Origin of the sequence: Nocardiopsis suaedae, assembly GCF_027706745.1 — a bacterium.
Taxonomy (GTDB): Bacteria; Actinomycetota; Actinomycetes; order Streptosporangiales; family Streptosporangiaceae; genus Nocardiopsis_A; species Nocardiopsis_A suaedae.
This window is the reverse complement of the sequence record NZ_JAQFWP010000060.1, coordinates 13241-32948: the sequence shown is the minus strand read 5'-3', so window position 1 is coordinate 32948 and position 19708 is coordinate 13241. Positions and strand designations below refer to the sequence as shown.

Annotated in this window: 19 protein-coding genes and 1 riboswitch; of the genes, 12 read left to right on the top strand and 7 right to left on the bottom strand. The window is 74.6% G+C overall.

Features of this window, described 5'->3' with window-relative positions; genetic code table 11:
* Nucleotides 1-7 precede the first annotated feature (7 nt).
* From O4U47_RS24450 to metK, 7 genes are all read left to right on the top strand, one after another.
* Nucleotides 8-976, top strand: a complete 969-nt coding sequence (locus tag O4U47_RS24450; RefSeq protein WP_270680310.1) for a dihydroorotate dehydrogenase — start codon at nt 8-10, stop codon at nt 974-976.
* Nucleotides 977-1400: 424 nt separating this feature from the next.
* On the top strand, nt 1401-2102 hold the full coding sequence (pyrF, locus tag O4U47_RS24445; protein WP_270680309.1) for an orotidine-5'-phosphate decarboxylase: 702 nt from the start codon (nt 1401-1403) through the stop codon (nt 2100-2102).
* 423 nt (nt 2103-2525) lie between these two features.
* A complete protein-coding gene (gene mihF / locus O4U47_RS24440; RefSeq protein ID WP_017541927.1) occupies nt 2526-2846 on the top strand; it encodes an integration host factor, actinobacterial type in 321 nt (106 codons plus the stop codon).
* A gap of 277 nt (nt 2847-3123) precedes the next feature.
* Nucleotides 3124-3720 carry a guanylate kinase gene (gene gmk / locus O4U47_RS24435; RefSeq protein WP_270680308.1) on the top strand — a complete coding sequence of 199 codons (597 nt, stop codon included), beginning with the start codon at nt 3124-3126 and terminating at the stop codon, nt 3718-3720.
* A 70-nt stretch (nt 3721-3790) separates the two neighbouring features.
* On the top strand, nt 3791-4057 hold the full coding sequence (gene rpoZ, locus O4U47_RS24430; protein WP_017622265.1) for a DNA-directed RNA polymerase subunit omega: 267 nt from the start codon (nt 3791-3793) through the stop codon (nt 4055-4057).
* A gap of 43 nt (nt 4058-4100) precedes the next feature.
* Nucleotides 4101-5330: a bifunctional phosphopantothenoylcysteine decarboxylase/phosphopantothenate--cysteine ligase CoaBC gene (gene coaBC / locus O4U47_RS24425; protein WP_270680307.1), complete on the top strand. Its 1230-nt coding sequence runs from the start codon at nt 4101-4103 to the stop codon at nt 5328-5330.
* Nucleotides 5331-5694: 364 nt separating this feature from the next.
* Nucleotides 5695-6888 carry a methionine adenosyltransferase gene (gene metK / locus O4U47_RS24420; RefSeq protein WP_270680306.1) on the top strand — a complete coding sequence of 398 codons (1194 nt, stop codon included), beginning with the start codon at nt 5695-5697 and terminating at the stop codon, nt 6886-6888.
* A gap of 178 nt (nt 6889-7066) precedes the next feature.
* Here the strand turns inward: metK and O4U47_RS24415 are convergent, their stop codons facing one another.
* A complete protein-coding gene (locus O4U47_RS24415; protein ID WP_270680305.1) occupies nt 7067-8374 on the bottom strand; it encodes a DUF418 domain-containing protein in 1308 nt (435 codons plus the stop codon).
* Between the two features lie 446 nt (nt 8375-8820).
* Entirely contained in the window at nt 8821-9702 is an 882-nt protein-coding gene (locus tag O4U47_RS24410) for a helix-turn-helix transcriptional regulator (protein ID WP_270680304.1), read from the bottom strand.
* A 101-nt stretch (nt 9703-9803) separates the two neighbouring features.
* Between O4U47_RS24410 and O4U47_RS24405 the strand changes: the two genes are divergently transcribed.
* Nucleotides 9804-10511: an SDR family oxidoreductase gene (locus O4U47_RS24405; RefSeq protein WP_270680303.1), complete on the top strand. Its 708-nt coding sequence runs from the start codon at nt 9804-9806 to the stop codon at nt 10509-10511.
* 295 nt (nt 10512-10806) lie between these two features.
* Here the strand turns inward: O4U47_RS24405 and O4U47_RS24400 are convergent, their stop codons facing one another.
* The 4 genes from O4U47_RS24400 to O4U47_RS24385 all read right to left on the bottom strand — a co-directional run bounded on the left by O4U47_RS24400 (nt 10807) and on the right by O4U47_RS24385 (nt 14340).
* Nucleotides 10807-11271 (bottom strand): nitroreductase/quinone reductase family protein, encoded by a 465-nt coding sequence (locus tag O4U47_RS24400; RefSeq protein ID WP_270680302.1) that lies wholly within the window; start codon nt 11269-11271, stop codon nt 10807-10809.
* Between the two features lie 66 nt (nt 11272-11337).
* Nucleotides 11338-12528, bottom strand: coding sequence for an acyl-CoA dehydrogenase family protein (locus tag O4U47_RS24395; RefSeq protein WP_270680301.1), 1191 nt, complete (start codon nt 12526-12528; stop codon nt 11338-11340).
* Nucleotides 12525-13964 carry a CaiB/BaiF CoA transferase family protein gene (locus tag O4U47_RS24390; RefSeq protein WP_270680300.1) on the bottom strand — a complete coding sequence of 480 codons (1440 nt, stop codon included), beginning with the start codon at nt 13962-13964 and terminating at the stop codon, nt 12525-12527. The genes O4U47_RS24395 and O4U47_RS24390 overlap by 4 nt, the downstream gene beginning before the upstream one ends.
* Nucleotides 13965-13971: 7 nt before the next feature.
* On the bottom strand, nt 13972-14340 hold the full coding sequence (locus O4U47_RS24385) for a DUF3870 domain-containing protein (RefSeq protein WP_270680299.1): 369 nt from the start codon (nt 14338-14340) through the stop codon (nt 13972-13974).
* 408 nt (nt 14341-14748) lie between these two features.
* Nucleotides 14749-14875: riboswitch (SAM riboswitch) on the top strand.
* A gap of 98 nt (nt 14876-14973) precedes the next feature.
* Here O4U47_RS24385 and O4U47_RS24380 point away from each other — a divergent pair.
* The 3 genes from O4U47_RS24380 to O4U47_RS24370 all read left to right on the top strand — a co-directional run bounded on the left by O4U47_RS24380 (nt 14974) and on the right by O4U47_RS24370 (nt 18148).
* Nucleotides 14974-16317, top strand: a complete 1344-nt coding sequence (locus O4U47_RS24380; RefSeq protein ID WP_270680298.1) for an aminotransferase class V-fold PLP-dependent enzyme — start codon at nt 14974-14976, stop codon at nt 16315-16317.
* Nucleotides 16318-16874: 557 nt separating this feature from the next.
* Nucleotides 16875-17591 (top strand): SAM-dependent methyltransferase, encoded by a 717-nt coding sequence (locus O4U47_RS24375; protein WP_270680297.1) that lies wholly within the window; start codon nt 16875-16877, stop codon nt 17589-17591.
* A complete protein-coding gene (locus tag O4U47_RS24370; RefSeq protein WP_270680296.1) occupies nt 17591-18148 on the top strand; it encodes a DinB family protein in 558 nt (185 codons plus the stop codon). The genes O4U47_RS24375 and O4U47_RS24370 overlap by 1 nt, the downstream gene beginning before the upstream one ends.
* Before the next feature lie 78 nt (nt 18149-18226).
* On the opposite strand, the gene O4U47_RS24365 is transcribed toward O4U47_RS24370, so the two are convergent.
* A complete protein-coding gene (locus tag O4U47_RS24365) occupies nt 18227-19006 on the bottom strand; it encodes a nucleotidyltransferase domain-containing protein (RefSeq protein WP_270680295.1) in 780 nt (259 codons plus the stop codon).
* A 138-nt stretch (nt 19007-19144) separates the two neighbouring features.
* Here O4U47_RS24365 and O4U47_RS24360 point away from each other — a divergent pair, with 138 nt between their 5' ends.
* Nucleotides 19145-19420, top strand: a complete 276-nt coding sequence (locus O4U47_RS24360; protein ID WP_270680294.1) for a FitA-like ribbon-helix-helix domain-containing protein — start codon at nt 19145-19147, stop codon at nt 19418-19420.
* The last annotated feature ends 288 nt before the right edge of the window (nt 19421-19708 follow it).

The following is a 19708-nucleotide window of genomic DNA, read 5'->3' as shown; positions in this document are numbered from 1 at the left end:
CCCGACGATGAGCCCGGACCTGCGGACGCGGCTGGGCAGTGTCCACCTGGACAACCCGGTGCTGACCGCGGCCGGGTGCGCGGGCACCGGGCGCGAGCTGGCGGCGTTCTTCGACATCTCCCGCATCGGGGCGGTCATCACCAAGTCGGTCATGCTGGAGCCGCGCGCGGGGCGGCCCGCTCCGCGGGTCGCCGAGACGCCCAGCGGCATGCTCAGCGCCACCGGGCTGCAGGGCCCCGGCGTGGAGGTGTTCCTCCAGCGCGACCTGCCCTGGCTGCTGTCCCGCGGCGGCCGCGCCGGGGTGTCGCTGGCCGGGTCGGGCGTGGCCGAGTACGCCGAGCTGGCGCGGCGGGTCTCCGAGGCGCCCGGGGTGGCCTTCCTGGAGGTCAACCTGTCCTGTGCGAACCCCTCCGACCAGGGGCGGCACTTCACCGACGACCCCCGCGAGGCGGCCCGCGTGGTGCACGCGGTGCGCTCGCACGCCCGCTCCGACGTGCCGGTCTTCGCCAAGCTCGCCGCCGACGTGCCCGACCCGGTGGCGCTGGCCGAGGCCTGCGCCGAGGCGCGTGCGGACGGCCTGTCCCTGGTGAACACGGTCCGCGGGATGGCGATCGACCCGCGCACCCTGCGCCCGGCGGTGGCCGGGGGCATGGGCGGGGTGTCCGGCCCGGCGATCCGGCCGATCGCGGTGGGGTGCGTGTACGAGGTGCACGCGGCCCTGCCCGAGCTGCCGATCATCGGCACCGGCGGGGTGCGCACCGGCGCCGACGTGCTGGAGTTCCTGGCGGCCGGCGCCTCGGCGGCGGCCGTGGGCACGGTCAACTTCCACGACCCCTCGGCGTGCGCGCGCATCCTGCGCGAGCTGGAGGAGGCGCTGACCGAGCACGGGGTGCGGCGGGCCGCCGACGTCATCGGGGCCGCGCACCGGCCCATGGGGGAGCCGCTGGGGGGTGCGCACGCCCCTGGCGGGGCCTGAGACAGCCCGTGGCGGCCCGGACACGCATCGGCCTTGTCCCAGGACGGAGCGCCTGCGCCGGGGAGTCCAGGGCCGTCTGAGCGCCGCGCCGGGCCCAGAGGGCCTCCGCCGGAGCGGTGTGAGCTGCGGCGGCCGGTCGGGACTGGCCGCCGCGCCCGCCGGTCGGCGCTCCGGGCCCGGACCGCCCCTGGGGCCGTGACGGCCGGGCTGACCTGGTCGGACGGAGATCACACCGCTCCGGCGGCTCCGGCCCCGGCCCCCACGGGGCCGGGTATGCATGAACCCGCCGTACGGGGGAACCGCACGGGGCAGTGCCCGCGCGTCCGTGCGGCTCCCGCCGGCCGCGGGCGCCGGCCCCTCCGGGGGCGGGCGGCCCGGCCGGACGGCACGCACGTTCCACACACGCACGTGAAGGAGAGGCATCGTGGCCGCGCCCATCGCAGTCGCCATCGACGCACCCGAGATCGAGACCGCCGCCCGCTGGGCGTCCGCGGTCGCCCCGCACGTCAGCACGGTCAAGGTGGGGCTGGAGCTCTACCTGCGCTATGGGCCCGAGGTGATCACCACGGTGCGCGGGGCCAACCGGGTCTCGGTCTTCCTCGACCTGAAGCTGCACGACATCCCGGCCACGGTGGCCGGGGCCGCGCGCAACGTGGCCCGGCTCAAGCCCTCCATCCTGACCGTGCACGCGGCCGGGGGCCGGGACATGGTCCGGGCGGCGGTGGAGGCGGCCCCCGACACCACGATCGCGGCGGTGACGGTGCTCACCTCGCTGGACGACGCCGAGCTGGAGCGGATCGGGATGGTCGGCCCGGCCTCGGACGCGGCCCGGCGGCTCGCGGAGCTGGCCGTGGAGGCGGGGGCGGGCGCGCTGGTGTGCTCCCCGCACGAGGTGGCCCAGCTGCGCGCGGACGTGGGCCCCGACGTGCGGCTGATCACCCCGGGGGTGCGCCCGGCCGGCGCGGACCGCGGCGACCAGGCCCGGGTGGCGACCCCGGAGCAGGCCCTGGCCTCCGGGGCGGACCTGCTGGTCATCGGCCGCCCGATCACCCGTGCCGCCGACCCGGGCGCGGCCGCGGCCTCCATCGCCGCGGCGGTGCGCCGTTCCGAGGCGGTCGGCGGCTGAGGCCCGGCGCCCGTGCCGGGGCCCAGCGCCTATCGGGTGCTGGGCCCCGGTGCCTTTCGCCGGTCCGGAACCGGGCGGGGGCGCGTGCGGGGGGCGGCCACGGCCGCCCCTGGCTCCCCACCGTGTCCGATTCCGGTCACATTCGGTCACGCCGATTCGGTTCGCCGCAAGCCGTGCAGCGAGCGGCTGCGCGACCGGCTCGGACCCCGGAGTGCGTGCCTGTCCGGGGATGACGCGGCCATGCCCAACCGGGCCAAAAGTCCCGATTTCAACCTCGGTGCGCAATCGAGTGGTGACACACTGTAATTAGTTGGACGAAATAGCGCTTGAAGGGCCACTTTGCGTTGCCGAACGGGGCCGGAACCTACTAACTTGCGCAGGCGTCCGCCCTCTACAAACGAGAGAAAACCGAGGTGACCCGGCGTGGCCCTTCCTCCCCTCACACCCGAGCAGCGCGCCGCGGCTCTGGAGAAGGCCGCTAAGGCCAGAAAAGAGCGCGCGGAAGTCAAGAACCGGCTGAAGCACGGTGGCGTCTCCCTCAAGGAGGTGCTCGCCGACGGCCAGACCGACGACGTCATCGGCAAGATGAAGGTCTCGGCCCTGCTGGAGTCGCTCCCCGGCGTCGGCAAGGTCCGTGCCAAGCAGATCATGGAGCGGCTCAACATCGCCGAGTCGCGCCGCGTCCGCGGCCTGGGTGCCAACCAGCGCTCCGCCCTGGAGCGCGAATTCGGCGGCGCCGAGTAAGGACCCGACCGACTGTGCGGTCCCCCACCGCGGGGACCGCCCTACGGGTCCGCCGGCCGGCCGCGGCACCGCCGCGGCCGCCGGTGCGGCGGAGGACCCCGTGAGCGCCGCGGCGCGCCCGGTCCGCACCGCCCCCGCCAGCGGGGCGCGGGACGGCCGGGGGCGCCGCGGCGCGGTGGTATAAAAGACCGATCACCCCCGGTCCGGCGCCCCGCCCCGTTGTGCACGGGCACAGGCCCGGCCGGATCGAACGCCGCATCGAGAGTTAGATCCCCACGTGCCTACCAGCCCGATCGACGCCGATGGCGCCGGCGCCCCGGCCCGGCGGCTCACGGTCCTGTCCGGCCCCTCCGGGGTGGGCAAGAGCACCGTCGTCAAGACGATCCGCGCCGACCACCCCGAGGTCTGGCTGTCGGTCTCGGTCACCACGCGGGCCCCCCGGCCGGGGGAGACCGACGGCGTGGAGTACTTCTTCGCCACCGCCGAGGAGTTCGACCGGATGGTCGCCGAGGGGCGGATGCTGGAGTGGGCCGAGTTCGCGGGCAACCGCTACGGCACGCCGCGCGCGCCCGTCGAGGAGCGGCTGCGCGCCGGGACCCCCGTCCTGCTGGAGATCGACCTGCAGGGCGCGCGCCAGGTCCGCGCGTCCATGCCGGACTCCTTCCACGTCTTCCTCGCCCCGCCCTCCTGGGAGGAGCTGGTGCGGCGGCTCACCGGCCGCGGCACCGAGGCGCCCGAGGTGGTGCAGCGCCGGCTGGACGCCGCGCGCACCGAGATGGCGGCCGAGAAGGAGTTCGACGCCACGCTCGTCAACACGTCCGTCGAGGACGTCCGTGACGAACTGCTAGCCTTGATCCAGGCGCCGAAGGTGTGATATCCGGCGCCCGCACCGCCCACCCGGCCCCCGCCCGCGGGGGCCGACGACCGTCCAGGGGGAACCCCACGTGGCTGGTACCGAGCCCGTCGCCGAAGGCATCACCAACCCGCCGATCGACGACCTCCTCGAACTCGTCGACAGCAAGTACAGCCTGGTCACCATGTCCTCCAAGCGGGCGCGGCAGATCAACGCCTACTACGCCCAGCTCGGCGAGGGCCTGCTGGAGTACGTCGGCCCGCTGGTCGAGACCCAGGTCCAGGAGAAGGCCCTGTCCATCGCCCTGCGCGAGGTGAAGGCCGGCCTGCTGACCTCGGAGCCCTACGAGGGAAGCTGAAGGCGTGGCGCGGGGGCTCCGGCCCCCGGGCTAGAGTCCGACCGTGAACACACCTGAAGACAACGCAGCTGACGCGCCCGAGGTCGTCCTGGGGGTGGGCGCCGGGATCGCCGCCTACAAGGTGTGCGAGGTCCTGCGCCGGTTCACCGAGACCGGGCACCGGGTCCGCGTCGTCCCCACCGCCGATGCCCTGCGCTTCGTGGGCGAGCCCACCTGGGCCGCGCTCTCCGGGCGCCCGGTGGCCACCGGCGTGTGGGACACCGTGCACGAGGTCCCGCACGTGCGCCTGGGGCAGGGGGCCGACCTGGTCCTGGTCGCCCCGGCCACCGCGGACCTGCTGGCCAAGGCCGCCCACGGCCTGGCCGACGACCTGCTCACCAACACCCTGCTCACCGCGCGCTGCCCGGTGGTCTTCGCCCCGGCCATGCACACCGAGATGTGGGAGCACCCGGCCACCCGAGCCAACGTGGCCACCCTGCGCGCGCGCGGAGCGGTCGTCCTCACCCCCGACTCGGGCCGCCTGACCGGCGCCGACACCGGGCGCGGACGCCTGCCCGACCCCGGGGCCCTGTTCGAGTCCGCGCGGGCGGCGCTGCGCCGCGGCCCCGGCCCCGCCGACCTGGCCGGGCGGCACGTCCTGATCACCGCGGGCGGCACCCGCGAGGCCCTCGACCCCGTGCGCTACCTGGGAAACCGCTCCTCCGGGCGGCAGGGGTACGCGCTGGCGGCCACCGCCGCCGCGCGCGGGGCGCAGGTCACCCTGGTCGCCGCCAACACCGACCTTCCGGCGCCCGCCGGGGCCGAGGTGGTGCCCGTGGAGTCCGCCGAGCAGATGCACCGGGCCGTGCTGGAGGCCCGCAAGGGTGCCGACGCCGTGGTGATGGCCGCGGCCGTCGCCGACTTCCGGCCCGTCGCCAGCGCCCAGAGCAAGATCAAGAAGACCGGCGCCGGCCCCGAGCCGCTCGACCTGGCGGTCAACCCCGACATCCTCGCCGAGGTCTCCGCCGACCGCGCGCACGCGGGCCAGGTGGTGGTGGGCTTCGCCGCCGAGACCGACGACGTCCTGGCCAACGGCCGCGCCAAGCTCGCCCGCAAGGGCTGCGACCTGCTCGTGGTCAACCGGGTCGGCGGCGGGCGCGCCTTCGGCACCGAGGACAACCAGGCGGTCGTCCTGGCGTCCGACGGGGGGTCCACCGAGGTTCCGACGGGTCCCAAGACCGACCTCGCCGACCGCGTCTGGGACCTCGTCGCCGAGCGCCTCACGGGGACCTGACACGGCGCCCACGTGTTGCGCCGCGGGGAAGCCGTTTCGCTGTACGCTACGAAAACCCCAGCGCAAGGGCATGATCGGAACGGCCTCTGGAACTTTTTATGTGGCGTGCGTCACACTGCGTCCAGGGGCGTCTGAAGTGGGCGTTCCATGGATCGGCATCGGTCCGGCACCATCGCCGGAGCGGCCGAGACGGCCCCATGAGCCCCCCGCGCCCCGGGTGCGGCGGGGAGGGCACCACTACAGTGGATTGAGTAACCAACCCCGTGGGTCGGTAATCGCCGGTGGTCACCCACCAGCCCCGGCGGACCGCCGGCCCGAATAGAGACAACTGTCAGCCAGCAGCCGCTGCAAGGAGTCACTTAACGTGTCCCGTCGCCTTTTCACCTCCGAGTCGGTCACCGAGGGCCACCCCGACAAGATGGCCGACCAGATCAGTGACGCGATCCTCGACGCGATGCTGAAGGACGACCCCGCCAGCCGGGTCGCCGTGGAGACCCTGATCACCACCGGCCAGGTGCACATCGCCGGTGAGGTCACCACCAAGACCTATGTGGACATCCCCGAGATCGTCCGTAAGAAGATCCTCGAGATCGGCTACGACTCCTCTGCCAAGGGCTTCGACGGAGACTCCTGCGGGGTCTCGGTCTCCATCGACCAGCAGTCCCCCGACATCGCGCAGGGCGTCGACACCGCCTACGAGGCGCGGGTCGAGAAGGAGGAGGACAAGCTCGCCAGCCAGGGCGCCGGCGACCAGGGCCTGATGTTCGGGTACGCCAACCGCGAGACCCCCGAGCTCATGCCGCTGCCGATCAAGCTCGCCCACGCGCTGTCGCAGCAGCTCTCCAAGGTCCGCCACGACGGCACCGTCCCCTACCTGCGCCCCGACGGCAAGACGCAGGTCACGGTCGAGTACGAGGGCACCACGCCGGTCCGCCTGGACACCGTGGTGCTGTCCAGCCAGCACGCGCCGGACATCGACCTCAACGAGCTCCTGTCGCCCGACGTCAAGGAGCACGTGATCGAGCCGATCGTGTCCCAGTACGGGCTGGAGGCCGACGACTACCGGCTCCTGGTCAACCCGACCGGCCGCTTCGAGATCGGCGGCCCGATGGGCGACGCGGGCCTGACCGGCCGCAAGATCATCGTCGACACCTACGGCGGCTACGCCCGCCACGGCGGCGGCGCCTTCTCCGGCAAGGACCCGTCCAAGGTGGACCGCTCGGCCGCCTACGCCACCCGCTGGGTCGCCAAGAACATCGTCGCGGCCGGCCTGGCCGAGCGCGCCGAGGTCCAGGTGGCCTACGCCATCGGCAAGGCCGCCCCGGTCGGCGTCTTCATCGAGACCTTCGGCACCGAGCAGGTGGCCCCGGACGTCATCGAGAAGGCCGTCAAGGAGGTCTTCGACCTGCGCCCGGCCGCGATCGTGCGCGACCTGGACCTGCTGCGCCCGATCTACTCCAACACCGCGGCCTACGGCCACTTCGGCCGCGAGGTCCCGGAGTTCACCTGGGAGTCGACCGCCCGCGCCGAGGCCCTGAAGTCCGCGGTCGGCGCCTAAAGGCGTCCGACCCGGCTCCGCCGGAGCCGAACAGCGAACGCGCAGGGCCCGCCTCCCGCAGGGGAGGCGGGCCCTGGCCTTCGTCCACCGTCCGGGACCGCCCCGCGGTCCCGGTCCCTGCCCGGGCCGTGCCCGGTGTGCTCCTGGTGCGCCTTGGTGCGCCCAGAGCCTGGCCGCCTCAGCGCGCCGTCCGCCGCCGTGCCGTCCCGGCCAGTGCCGCCTTCTGCACGGCCTCCAGCGGCCCGTGCCGGAACCGGCGCAGCCACAGCGTGCTACCCGCGAGCAGGACCGCTCCGATGGCCGCCCACAGGGCGATCACCCACCACGGCCCCGAGTCCGCGAAGCGCGCCGCCAGGCCCAGGCCGAAGCCGTAGCAGGCCAGCATGGCGAGGACGTTCTGGAGGACATAGCCGCTGAGCGCGACGCGGCCCAGGTCGGACAGTGCCCGCACCACCGGCCCGGTCCGCTGTGCCCGGTCCAGGACCAGCCCGACCAGCCCCGCCACCCCGATCGCCGCCACCGGTGCGGCGGCGTAGCGCTCGATGAGGAACCAGTCGCCGCCGAGCAGCGAGGCCGCCGCCTTCATCGGGACCCCGGTGCCGAGCCCCCACACGGCCATGCGGACACGCAGCCGCCGCCCCTGCGCTCCGGGCGAGAACGCCCCGGCTCGGAAGAGGAACACGCCGCAGAGGAACAGCGCTAGCAGCAGGCCGAAGGTCATGACGGGCTCAAGGCGCAGCACCGCGGCGTTCTCCAGCCGGGCCGCGACCTGCTCCGGGTAGGTGCCCTCGGCGTAGAGCCGGACGAGCTCCGCTGAGGCACCGCCCTCTCCTCCCGTGGTGTCCGGGGAAGCCGCGAGGAGGGCGGTGCCCACGCCCATCAGCGCCACGTGCACGGTGCCCGCGACGGCGGCCGCCGCCACCCGCACGCGCGGGCCGCGCGCCAGCAGCCAGGCCGCCACAAGGGCGGTCATGGCGTAGCCCATCAGCACGTCCCAGGCGAACACCAGGGTGAAGTGCACCAGGCCCTCGAAGAACAGGAACAGTGCCCGCCACTTGTAGGGCCCCGGCCAAGGCAGACCGCGTTTGCGCGCCGACCGGTACTGCACCGCCAGCCCGGCGCCGAACAGCAGGGTGAGCAGCGACAGCGAGGTGCCGTTCATGGCGAGGCGGAACAGCGCTTCGGCGACCGCGCCCGCACCGGGGTCGGCGGCGGCCGAGGCCAGGGTGGGCATGTCACGGTCGAGGATGCCGAGCTCGCCCCCGGGACCGGCGAACAGCCAGATGTTCATGCCCAAGGTGCCGAGGATCGCCAGCCCCCGGAGGACGTCGAGCAGCGGCAGGCGGCCGGCCCCCGTGGCACGCTCGGCCCCCTCGGCCGCTTCCGCGGGCGCCCGCCCGGCCTCCTCGGCGGCGTTCCCGGCCCTTCCGGGTGCCGTGGACTCGCCGGACTCCGTCCCGCCCGGTCGTTCGGTGCGCATGCTCATGCGCGGGTTCCCCTCCCCGTCGTCGCGTCGTCGGGGCCGGTTCCGGCCCCGTCACCCACCAGCGTGGCGGGGGAGCGGCGGCCGGGACCTCCTGCGCGCAGCCGAACCCCGCGTACTCGGTTGGAAGTACGGAGAGGGCGACGAAGGGAGGGCCACCGACGGACACCCATCCGGGAGGGCACGAGGCCGGTGCGCGGGTCGGCGTCCGCTGGGACGGTGTCCTTTCTCCGCTGTTGGTCTCGGGGCCGTGCCCGCCCCTCCGGGGACGCCGCTACGTGCGGTGCTCGCGGATGGTGGCCCCGGGGGTGGGCGGATGCTCAGGGGCCCAAGCGCCGTCGGCGGGGCCGGCCGGGTCCGGCCGGGTCCGGCAGGGCCCTCACCACAGGGCGTTCAACGGTGGCGCCCACCCGGTCGGAGAGAGACGACCGCTCCAGAGGAGGCCCCGTTCAGCCTGTCGGACCGCCGTCGGGGGCGTGAGAAGGGTTCTCCCCCGGCACGGGGCGCCGGCCCTGGGCGGCCATCGCGAGCAGGACCACGGCGTCGTGCTCGGGCGTGCCGGGGGCGGCCTGGTAGACCAGCATCCGCTGTCCGCCCCCAGGGGTGGTGAGCACCTCGTTCGCGAGGGTGAACCGGCCGATCCCCGGGTGGTGGAACGCGGTCTCGCCGCCGCGTTTGACCCAGATCTCGTGTCGGCGCCACAGGGCGGCGAACCCGCCGTCGGCCGCGGACAGTTCGGCGACCAGCGCGGCGGTCGGCCCCTGGGCGGCCGGTTCGGCGCTGCGCAGGTGCGCGACGCAGTTGCGCGCCACCCGGTCCCAGTCGGCGAAGACCGTCTTCGACGCCGGGTGGAGGAACGTGTACCTGATCGTGTTGCGCTGTGCGGGCGGCCAGTCGCCGAGCCCGGACATCAGCGCCAGCCCCTCGGGATTGGCGGCGAGGACGTCGTTGACCTCGCTGAGCACGTACGCCGGACTGGGGCGGACCGATTCCAGCAGCAGCCGGAGGCCGGGGCGGGCCGACCGCGGCGGCGCGGGCGGGCGGCGGGGTGTGCGCCCCGCCGCGCGGTCGGCGAGGGCGAGCAGGTGGGCGTGCTCGTCGTCGGTGAGCAGCAGGACCCGGGCCAGGGCGTTCAGGACCGCGTCGCTGGGCGCGGCCTCGCGTCCCTGCTCGATCCGGGTGTAGTAGTCCGCGCTCACTCCGGCCAGCGTGGCCAGCTCCTCGCGGCGTAGCCCCGGGGTGCGCCGGGGGCCCGGCCCGGCGGGCAGCCCGACGTCGGCCGGGCCGATCCGCCCGCGCCGGGTGCGGAGGAACTCCGCCATCGCGTTCATACCGGCGATTGTGCCACCGAGGGTCCACGGCCGGGTGGCCCTGTCGCACCCGGGAACCGGGCGGCCTTCCCGGTCCGGGCGGGGCGCCGGAGGCTCGGGGCATGACCGAAGTGATGATCATCGGCGGGGGTTCCGGGATGGGGCTGGCTCTGGCCCGGACCGTGCTCGCCGAGGGGATGGACGTGACGATCGTGGGGCGGTCCGCGGACCGGCTCGCGGAGGCCCAGGCGGACCTGTCCGCGTACGGGAAGGCCGCCGCGGTCCCGGCGGACATCGGCCGGGAGGAGGACGTGGCCGGGCTGTTCGAGCGGGTGGGGCGGGCGGACCACGTCGCGGTCACCGCGGCGGACGTCACGGGCGTGTACGGCCCCACGGCCGGAGTCGCCACGGAGGCGGCCCGCGCCGTCGTGGACACCAAGCTGTTCGGCGCCTGGCTGGTCGGCAAGTACGCGGCCGGGCGCGTGACCGGGTCGATCACCTACACGTCGGGGATCAACGCCTACCGGCCGAACGGGGCGAACACGATCGTGGCGGCCGCCAACGGCGCGCTCGCGTCACTGGCGTACGGGCTGGCGGTGGAACTGGCGCCCGTGCGCGTGAACGTGCTCTCCCCGGGGTGGGTGGACACCCCCGTTTGGGACAGGATCGGCATGGACCGGCAGGCGGCCTTCACGGAGATGGCCGAACGGCTTCCGGCCCGGCGGATCGGCACGGCCGAGGACATCGCCCGGGCCTTCACGTCGCTGATGGGCAATGGCTACGTCACCGGAACGGTACTGCACGTCGACGGCGGCCACCGCCTCGTGTGAACGGCCGTACGGCTGCCCGATCCCGGGGAGGCGGCCCCTGCCGACCCGACTGGGACCGCCTCTCAGGGGGCTGGGCAGCACGGGGGGGCGTCCGCGCGACCGTGGACGGCGTCGCTGTCCGCCGATGGGCGGGGTGCCGGTCAGGTCTTCCGAGGTCGGCCGGGGCCGGCCTCGGGGACCGATGAAGGCTTCGCCGCACGGTAGGGCGCAAGGAGGCGAGGCGCGTCCGGACCAGAGCCGTGGAGGCCGTACCGGTGCGTGAGCGCCGTTCCTGTGCAGGGCTCGGAAACGGCGGTCACAGGCGTACGGTCGTGCTCCGGATGATCTCGAACACCGGGTGGTCGGCGGCCTCGTCGACGAACCACTCCAACGGCGAGTCGGGGGCGGCCCTGAAGTACGGGCCGACCACCGCGACCCGCGGGTTGGCCAGGTACTCCTTGAGCACCGGGGCCGCGCGCCCGGCGTCCACCTCGGCCACGCTGACCAGCTCGATCCAGCCGCCCCGGCGCAGGGTGGCGAACCCGTCCTTGCGGATGTTGCGCACCCAGCCGACCTCACCGTAGGGGGCGACGAGGAACCGGCCCTGCTCGTTCTCCACCAGGTCGATCGGGGTCGACCGGAGGAAGCCCGTGGACCGTCCGCGGGTGGTCAGCAGCCGCGTGTAGGACGGGCCCAGCCCGTACTTCACCAGGCCGGACACGGTCGCGTCGAAGACGCGCCGCATCTTCCCGGCCCGGAACTGCTTGGTGTCGTTCCCCATCGACATCTCCCTCATTCGGCTCACGACCATTGTGCTGGGTGCGCCGGTGCCGGGGCTACTCGCGGGTCAGCGGAACGCCGAGACGCCGGTCACCGCCTGCCCGATGCTGAGCGCGTGGATCTCCTCGGTGCCCTCGTAGGTGGCCACCGTCTCCAGGTTGGCCATGTGCCGCATCACCGGGTACTCCAGGGTGATCCCGTTGGCGCCGTGCACGGACCGGGAGGTGCGGGCCACCCGCTGGGCGGCGGCCACGTTGGCGAACTTGCCGAAGCTGACGTGGTTGTGGTGGCACGCGCCCTGCTCCTTGAGCCGCCCGATGCGCAGCGCCGTCATCTGCGCCTGGTTCACGTCCACCACCATGTCGGCCAGCTTGCGCTGGGTGAGCTGGAAGCCGCCGATGGCCTGACCGAACTGCTCGCGGGTGGTCGCGTACTCCAGCGCCGACTCGTAGCAGGCGCGGGCGGCGCCCACCACGCCCCACACGATGCCGTAGCGGGCCTCGTTGAGGCAGGAAAGCGGCGAGCCCAGGCCACGCGAGCCGGGCAGCAGCGCCGAGCCGGGCAGCCGGACGCCCTCCAGCACCAGCTCGGAGGTGATCGAGGCGCGCAGCGACAGCTTGTGCCGCACGGTGTTGGCGGTGAACCCCGGGGTGTCGGTGGGCACCAGGAACCCGCGGACGCCGTCGTCGGTGGCGGCCCACACCACCGCCGCGTCGGCGACCGACCCGTTGGTGATCCACATCTTGGTGCCGTCGAGCACCCAGCCGTCGCCGTCCCGGCGGGCCCGGGTGCGCATCGACCCGGGGTCGCTGCCCGAGTCGGGCTCGGTCAGCCCGAAGCAGCCGATCGCGTCCCCGGCCGCCATCCCCGGCAGCCACTCCCGCTTCTGCTCCTCGGAGCCGAACTTGTGGATCGCCGTCATCGCCAGCGACCCCTGCACGGACACGAAGCTGCGCAGGCCCGAGTCGACCGCCTCCAGCTCCCTGCACGCCGCGCCGTAGGCGACGGGGCCCACACCCGCGCAGCCGTACCCCTCCAGGTGCATGCCGAGCACGCCGAGGGCGCCCAGGCGCTTGGCGAGCCCGCGCGCGTCGGGGATGGTCCCGGCCTCGTACCAGTCGGCGACGTTGGGCAGCAGCTCGTCGGCGGCGAACGCGCGCACCGTGTCGCGGATGTCGCGCTCCTCGTCCGTCAGCTCCCGGTCCAGGGCCAGGAAGTCGCGGGCGTCGGGGGCCGCGGCCTTGCGCTGGTCGCTCATCGGTGGTCCGTCCTTCCGTCGTCGTTCGGGGTGTCGGCCGCGGGCCCGGCCGGTCCGGTGGCGGTGCCGGGGCCGTCCGGGTCCTCGGGCCCACCGCTCCCCGGGTCGGTCTGGCGTACGGCGCCGCGGCCGATCATCGCGGCGATGCCGTCCTCGGACACGCCCAGCTCGGCCAGGACCTCGCGGGAGTGCTGGCCCAGCAGGGGAGGGGGGAGCGGCGGCGCGCCGCCGCCCTCCTGGCCGCCCGGCTGCGCGCCCGACGCCAGGCGGAACCCGGCGCGCACCGTGTCCAGGGCGCCCGCGGTGGGGTGGTCGACCCGCACCAGCACGTCGTCCCCGGCGGCCTGGGCGGAGCGCACCGCGTCCAGGGGGCCGCGCACCTGCCCGGCGGGCACACCGGCCGCGGTGAGCAGCTTCAGCCACTCGGCGGCGGGGCGGGCGCCCAGCTCGGCTTCGAGCTCGGGGATGAGCGCGTCCCGGTTGCGGATGCGGTCCGGGTTGCCCGCGAAGCGCGGGTCTCCGGCCAGGTCCGGGCGGTCCAGCACCCCGCACAGCCGCTGGAACAGGGCGTCGTTCCCGGCGGCGACCACGATGTCGGCGTCGGCGGTGCCGAACACCTGGTAGGGCACCACGGTGGAGTGGGCGTTGCCCATGCGGGGCGGCTCGGCGCCGGTGACCAGGGCCTGCTGGGCGATGTTGACCAGGCCGGACAGGGCCGAGTTGATGAGGGACACCTCCACGTGCTCCCCCCTGCCGGTGGTGCGGGCGCGCAGCAGCGCGCCGAGGATCGCCACGGCGGCGTTGAGCCCGGAGAGCACGTCGGTCATGGCCACGCCGACCTTGCTCGGTGGGCCGTCCGGCTCGCCGGTGATGCCCATCAGGCCGCTCTCGGCCTGCACCAGCACGTCGAAGGCGGGGCGGTCCGCGGGGGTGTGCTCGGGGCCGAAGCCGCTGATGGAGCAGTACACCACGGCGGGGTTGCGCCCGCCGACGTCGGCGAAGCCCAGGCCCAGGCGCTCGGCGACGCCCGGGCGGAAGTTCTGGATCACCACGTCGGAGCGGGCGCACAGCTCCCGCACGGCCGCCCGGCCGTCGGGGTCCTTGACGTCCACGGCCAGGCTGCGCTTGCCGCGGTTGACGGCGAGGTAGTAGGCGGCCTCCCCGCCCGCGTGGGGTGGGCCCCAGGCGCGGGTGTCGTCGCCGTGCCCGGGGTGCTCGACCTTCACCACCTCGGCCCCCAGGTCGGCCAGGAGCATGGTGGCGTAGGGCCCGGCGAGGACCCGGGACAGGTCGGCGACCCGGACCCCGGCCAGCGGCCCCTCCGGGGGCGGGGCGCCCGAGGGTCTGTTGTGATCGGTCTGCTCGTCCGGTTCGCGCCGGCCGGTCCCGTCGTGCGGTCCGTACCCGGTCGCGCCGTCGCGGTTCGTCTCGCTCATCCCTCGCTCACTCGCTCGACTGCTCGCCGCCGCGCTGTTCGCGGAGCTGGTGGTAGGTCTCCAGGCAGCGGCGCAGCGCGGTGGTGAGGGCGGCGCCGGACTGCCCCGCGTAGCGGGTGCGCACGCGCTCGGCGATCTCGGGGAGGTCGTCGGCGACGGACAGGCCCTCGACGAGCGCGCGGAAGAACCGTTTGGCCAGATCGGTCAGGAGCGTGGTGTCGGCGGCGACGATGCGCCCGTCGGTGACGTTGACGGCGAGCACCACGCCGAGGCGCTCGTACTGGGAGTGGCTCGCGACCGCGTCGGGCAGGCGGGCATAGCCCGAGACGAGGACGACGTCGGGGTCGTCGAGCAGAGCAAGATCGTGACCGTGCACGTTTTCGGCCCTTTCCGTTTCCGGGCAGCATGAGGCTCCGTAGGGCTGGAGTCTCGCGCCTGGACGGGCGACCTGGGAAGGCAGGGCGCCCTGAGCGGGAGGGCAGTCGCCCAAGTATCCCCGCAAGCGGTGCGCCCCTGTCAATGCTCGCCCCGTGACGGGGGCGCGCCGCGGCGGCCGTCGGGAGCGCCCCCGGCCCGTGGGCCCGGCCTCCCCGTGACCGGCGGGGACACCGACCCGCCGCCTTCCGGACACGCGCCGCCGGGCACGCCGTCGCGCAGACCGCCGGGCACAGGGCCGCACGCCGTCGCCGCACAGGGCCGCGTGGACCGCCGCGCCCGCCGCCACCCGGGTCACACCGGCCCCGCCTTGCGCTGAACCGGACACGGTGCGCTATAGTCCCGCATAGGTCATGAGCGCCAGCGCCAAGCCCCGGCTCGCTGGCCGGCAACCCTCCTACCGCGGTGGGGTGCCCCGGGTGAGGACCAGGTCGAGACACGACCGATGGACGCAACGTGTCAGGCAAGCGCGGACCCCCGCGGGTTCGAGCCGGAGACACCGCCGTGCGCCGAGGGCGCCGCACGGGGACGCTCCCGGCTCCTCTGGGGTCCCGATGACCCCTGAGGAGCAGTGATGACCGCAGTCGCAGACAGCCCCGCCCCCTCCGCCGTCCCGGCCGCCCGCGGGTGTACCCCCGGAGCGCCCGCGGTGCTCGGCGCGGGCGTGCCCGTCCCGCTGGCCGCCGGCGGCACCGTGGACTACGCCAACTTCGACTACGCCGCGAGCGCGCCCTGCCTGGAGGCCGTCCGCGACGCCCTGGACGAGGCGCTGCCGCTCTACGCGAGCGTGCACCGCGGCGCGGGGCACCTGTCGCAGGTCAGCACCGCCGCCTACGAGCGGGCGCGGCGCACCGTCGCCGAGTACACGGGTGTGGGCGCGGGCGACGCGCTGGTGTTCGTGCGCGGCACCACCGACGCGCTCAACCTGCTGGCGCGCTGCGTCCCCGACGGCTGCACGGTGGTGGTCTTCGCCGCCGAGCACCACGCCAACCTGCTGCCCTGGGAGCACCGGGGGAGCCGGGCCGGGCGGGTCGTGCGGCTGCCGCTGCCGGAGACCCCGGGCGAGGCCGTCCGGGCGGCGCGCGAGGCGCTGCGGGCCGCCCCCGAGGGGCCGCGGCTGCTGTGCGTGACGGCCGCCTCCAACGTCACCGGGGAGATCTGGCCGGTGCGCGAGCTCGCGGAGGCGGCGCACGCCGAGGGGGCGCGCATCGCGGTCGACGCCGCCCAGTACGTGCCGCACCGCCGATTCGACCTGAAGGCGTCCGGCGCCGACTACGTCGCCTACTCCGGGCACAAGCTGTACGCGCCCTTCGGCGCGGGGGTGCTGGCGGGCCGGTCCGACTGGCTGCGCGCGGCCGCCCCGTACCTGGCCGGGGGAGGGGCGACCGGCAACGTCACCGACCACGACGTGCGCTGGAACGACCTGCCCGCGCGGCACGAGGCGGGCAGCCCGAACGTGCTGGGCGCGGTGGCGCTCGCCGCCGCCTGCGCGACCCTCATCGAAGCCGGCCAGGAGCGCCTGCACACGCGGGAGGAGGCCCTGCTGCGGCGGCTGCGCGCCGGGCTCGCGGCGGTCCCGGGGGTGCACGACCTGTCGTTGTGGGACGGGCGCCACCCGCGGGTGGGCATCGTGTCGTTCGTGGTGGACGGGGTCCCGGCCGGGCTGCTGGCCGCGGCGCTGTCGGCCGAGTACGGGATCGGCGTGCGCGACGGGCTGTTCTGCGCGCACCCGCTCACCCGGCACCTGCTGCCGGAGGGGCACGAGCAGGCGGTCCGCGCGAGCCTGGGCCTGGGCACGACGGAGGAGCACGTCGACCGCCTGGTGGCGGCGGTGGCCCGCCTGGCGGAGCACGGCCCGGAGCTGGAGTACCGCGACGACGAAGGGCGCCTGGTCCCGGTCGTCCCGGCGGACACCTGAGGCGGGAGCGGGGCGGGCGACCCTGTCGCCGTCACCGACCAGTCGGGGAGGGGCGTTGACGGAGGCCTCGGTCGCCGCCTTCTTCCTGCCGCTCCGGTGGCCTGGTGGGCGGGTGGGGGCTTAAGCGGGGCACCCGCTGAGCCGCCGATTCGCCGTTTCCTCGAAAGTCGACATCATGGCCTCGAGAAACATATACCGGTTAAAACTTCACTAATCGGGAACTCAAGGGTGAAAATGGTGCGCACTCCCTCTCCTGGGTGATCGGGGCGGTGACCGCGGGGTCAGAGGGGGCGGTGCCGACTCCGCCGGGGCCTCCGGCCCGCCGGTGGAACCGGTGGCGGGTGAAGGCGCCGAGGGTGCGCGTACAGGTGCGGTTCAGTAGGGGTGACGAGGCTGATGCGGGTGTCGGCGCCTGCCGCTCTTCCGCGGATCGGAAGCGGTTGCGATCTGTTCCGTACGGGAAAACCGGCGTACATTCCCGGTGAATTTATCTCCGGGTGAATGATGTACCTCACACCAGGTAACATCGATCGCCAAAGGACTCCGGGAGCGCGATCGTGACTGATGAGTGGCCGGCCCCGCCGATCGTCGAGGACCACCAGAGGGTCGCCGACGTTCCCCGCCCGCGTGTCGTGGGGCTGGACGGCCGACCTCCCGCGCAGCGCACCGCACCCCCCGAGCCCGACCCGCTCGACCGCGCCCGGCTGGCCTTCGCCGCCCGCGCGGCCCGCTACCTGGCCGCCGACGCCGGGGTCCGCCAGTTCGTCGACATCTCCTCGGGGCTGCCCACCTGCGACGCCGTCCTCGAAGCGGTCGGGGACCGCGGCTCGGGCGTGCGCGCCGTCTACTTCGACGCCTCCGACGGGCCCGCCCTGCACCCCGGGGCGTCCCCGCACCGGGCGGCCGCGCCGGTGGTGTCGGTGCCCTGGCACTCCCCCTGGGCGCTGGTGGAGCGGCTGGCAACGTGCGGGCTCGTCGACGTCGACGAGCCCGTCTGCGTTCTGGTGCTCGACACCGCCCCGAAGACGGGTGGGCCCGCCCCCGGCCCCGAACTGCTGGCCGCCCTGCACGACGCCCTCGGCCGGGGCGGGCACGTGCTCACCGCCTACCCGCGGGGCGGGCGGCCCGACCGGGCGTCGCGGGCGCTGGCCCCGTTCGCGCCCCTGGAACCCGGCCTGGCCGACATCGCGTGGTGGCCCTACCCGGACGAGGACGTCGCCGCCGAGGGCAGCGGCCTCACCGGGGCCGTGGGCCGGAGGGAGGGTGCACGGTGATGACCGCGCTCGACTGGCCCGCCGAGGTCCTCGCCCAACTGGAGTTCTACTGGGACGCCTCGCTGCGGCCCCGCCTGGACGGGCTCGGTGACGACGAGTTCTTCTGGGAGCCGGTCGAACCGTGCTGGTCGGTGCGCCCCCGCCCGGACGGCGCGTTCGTCGCCGACTGGAGTTGGCCCGAACCCGACCCGCCGCCGGTCACCACGATCGCCTGGCGGCTCGGGCACATCGTCGTGGGCGTCCTGGAGCTGCGCGTCGACCACCACTTCGGCAAGGGCGACATGACCATCGCCGACGCGCACTGGCCCGGCAGCGCGGACGAGGCGCTGGCGCGCCTGGAGGACGCCTACGGCGCCTGGTGCGCGGGGGTCCGGTCCAAGGCGCCGGACGACTTCGCGGCCCCGGTGGGCTCCGCGGAGCCCGAGCAGTGGTCGGACCTGCCCTTCGCGGTGCTCGTGCTGCACGTCAACCGCGAGGTGATGCACCACGGGGCGGAGGTGGCCCTGCTGCGCGACCTCTACCGTGCGCACCCGGCGCACGTCCGCGACGCGGTGTAGGGGGCCGGTCCCCGGGGGTCTGGCCCGGCGGGCCGAGCCGTCGGGCGGCCCGGCCCACCGAGGGGCGGGGACGGCTGGTCACAGCCCCCGCTCGGCCCAGTGGCGGCGGTGCGCCTCCACCAGCCAGGTGTCGGCCCAGTCGCGGTCGGGGTGCTCGGGCAGGGGTGAGGCGGTCACGAGCCGCTCCAGGCGGGCCTCCTGCTCGTCGGCGGCCTCCAGGGCCTCCTCCAGCGTGTGCTCTCCGCGGCGCAGCTCCCGCAGCCAGGTCGCCCACGGCTCGGGCATGGGCAGGGTGAGGCGGCCGGTCTCCAGGATCTCCGCGCCCTGAACGCCCAGGCGCACCATGTGGTAGGCGAACTTGGTGTCGAAGCCGTGCACGTCGATGAGCTCGGGCCGGTTGGTGCGCCGCCCGGCGCGGCGGCCGAGCAGGCTGTCGCGCTGGGAGCGCAGGTAGCCCAGGCAGCGGTCGCCGACGCGGCGCGACAGGATCCGCTCGGAGACCTCCCGCAGCTCGCGGCCGAGCAGGTCGATGCGGACGATCTCCTCCTCGGGGACGAAGAGCGGCAGCAGCACGGTCGGGTTGCCGTCCAGGGCCAGGCGCATCCACTTGCGCAGCGCGTACACGGTCAGGTCCAGGTCGCCGGGGCCCGAGCGGACCCCTTCGGGCTGGGACCGGTACACGTACTGCTCGAACCCGCGGAGCCCCATGACGTACTCCGGCGGCTCGACGCAGACGCCCATCTCGTCGCGGTCGTCCTGGTCGGACACGGTGATGCCGTGGACCCCCGAACCGACCTGGCACTGGAGGATCGTGCCCTTCTCGGCGACGGCGGCGAACTCGGGAGACGAGTGCTTCATGGGGACCTCCCCCGGCCCAGAAGACGGGCCGGCGTCCAGGGTGCGGCGCCCCGCACCGGGGACCTCCCGCGGGTGGGAAGTAGAGCAACGTAGCAGAAACGCGGGCGAGGAGGCCTCCGAATATCGGAGGGTGCATGCATGGGGGGAGAGATCACCGTCAGGGACGTGCCCGAGGATGTGCGGGAAGCCCTCATGGAGGAGGCACGGCGGCAAGGACGATCCCTTCAAGGACTGCTGCTGGCCGTTCCTGTACGGGAGGCCGCCTTCAGCGGGAACAGGAGGCTGCTGGCCGACATCGAACGGGAACTCGCGGAGGGAGGGGGCGCGGGGCCGGATGCCCCCGACTCCGCGGAGCTGATCCGAGCCGAGCGTCCTGACGATCCGGGTGAGGGCGGCACAGGGCCGGTGGGCTGAGAAGCCTGCCGCCCATGGTCGCTCGCAATGATCGACTGAGGCGCTTGTCGTCCCGTGGAGCGGCGTGACCGGGGCTTCCGGACATGGCAGGTGACGCGGCGGCCAGCGGCGTGCGGAGCCGGGGACGGCTCCCTCCATGGGCGCGTGGGAGCCCTCACCCCCTGCCCGAGATCAACAGGGGAGGGGGCGGCTCGGCCCAGTGCCCCGGCCGGTGCGCCGACCTGGTCGGGCGGGGCGACACGAGGAGGGCGAGGGCTCTCGGGACCGCGAGCATCCGTGCGCCGCCCG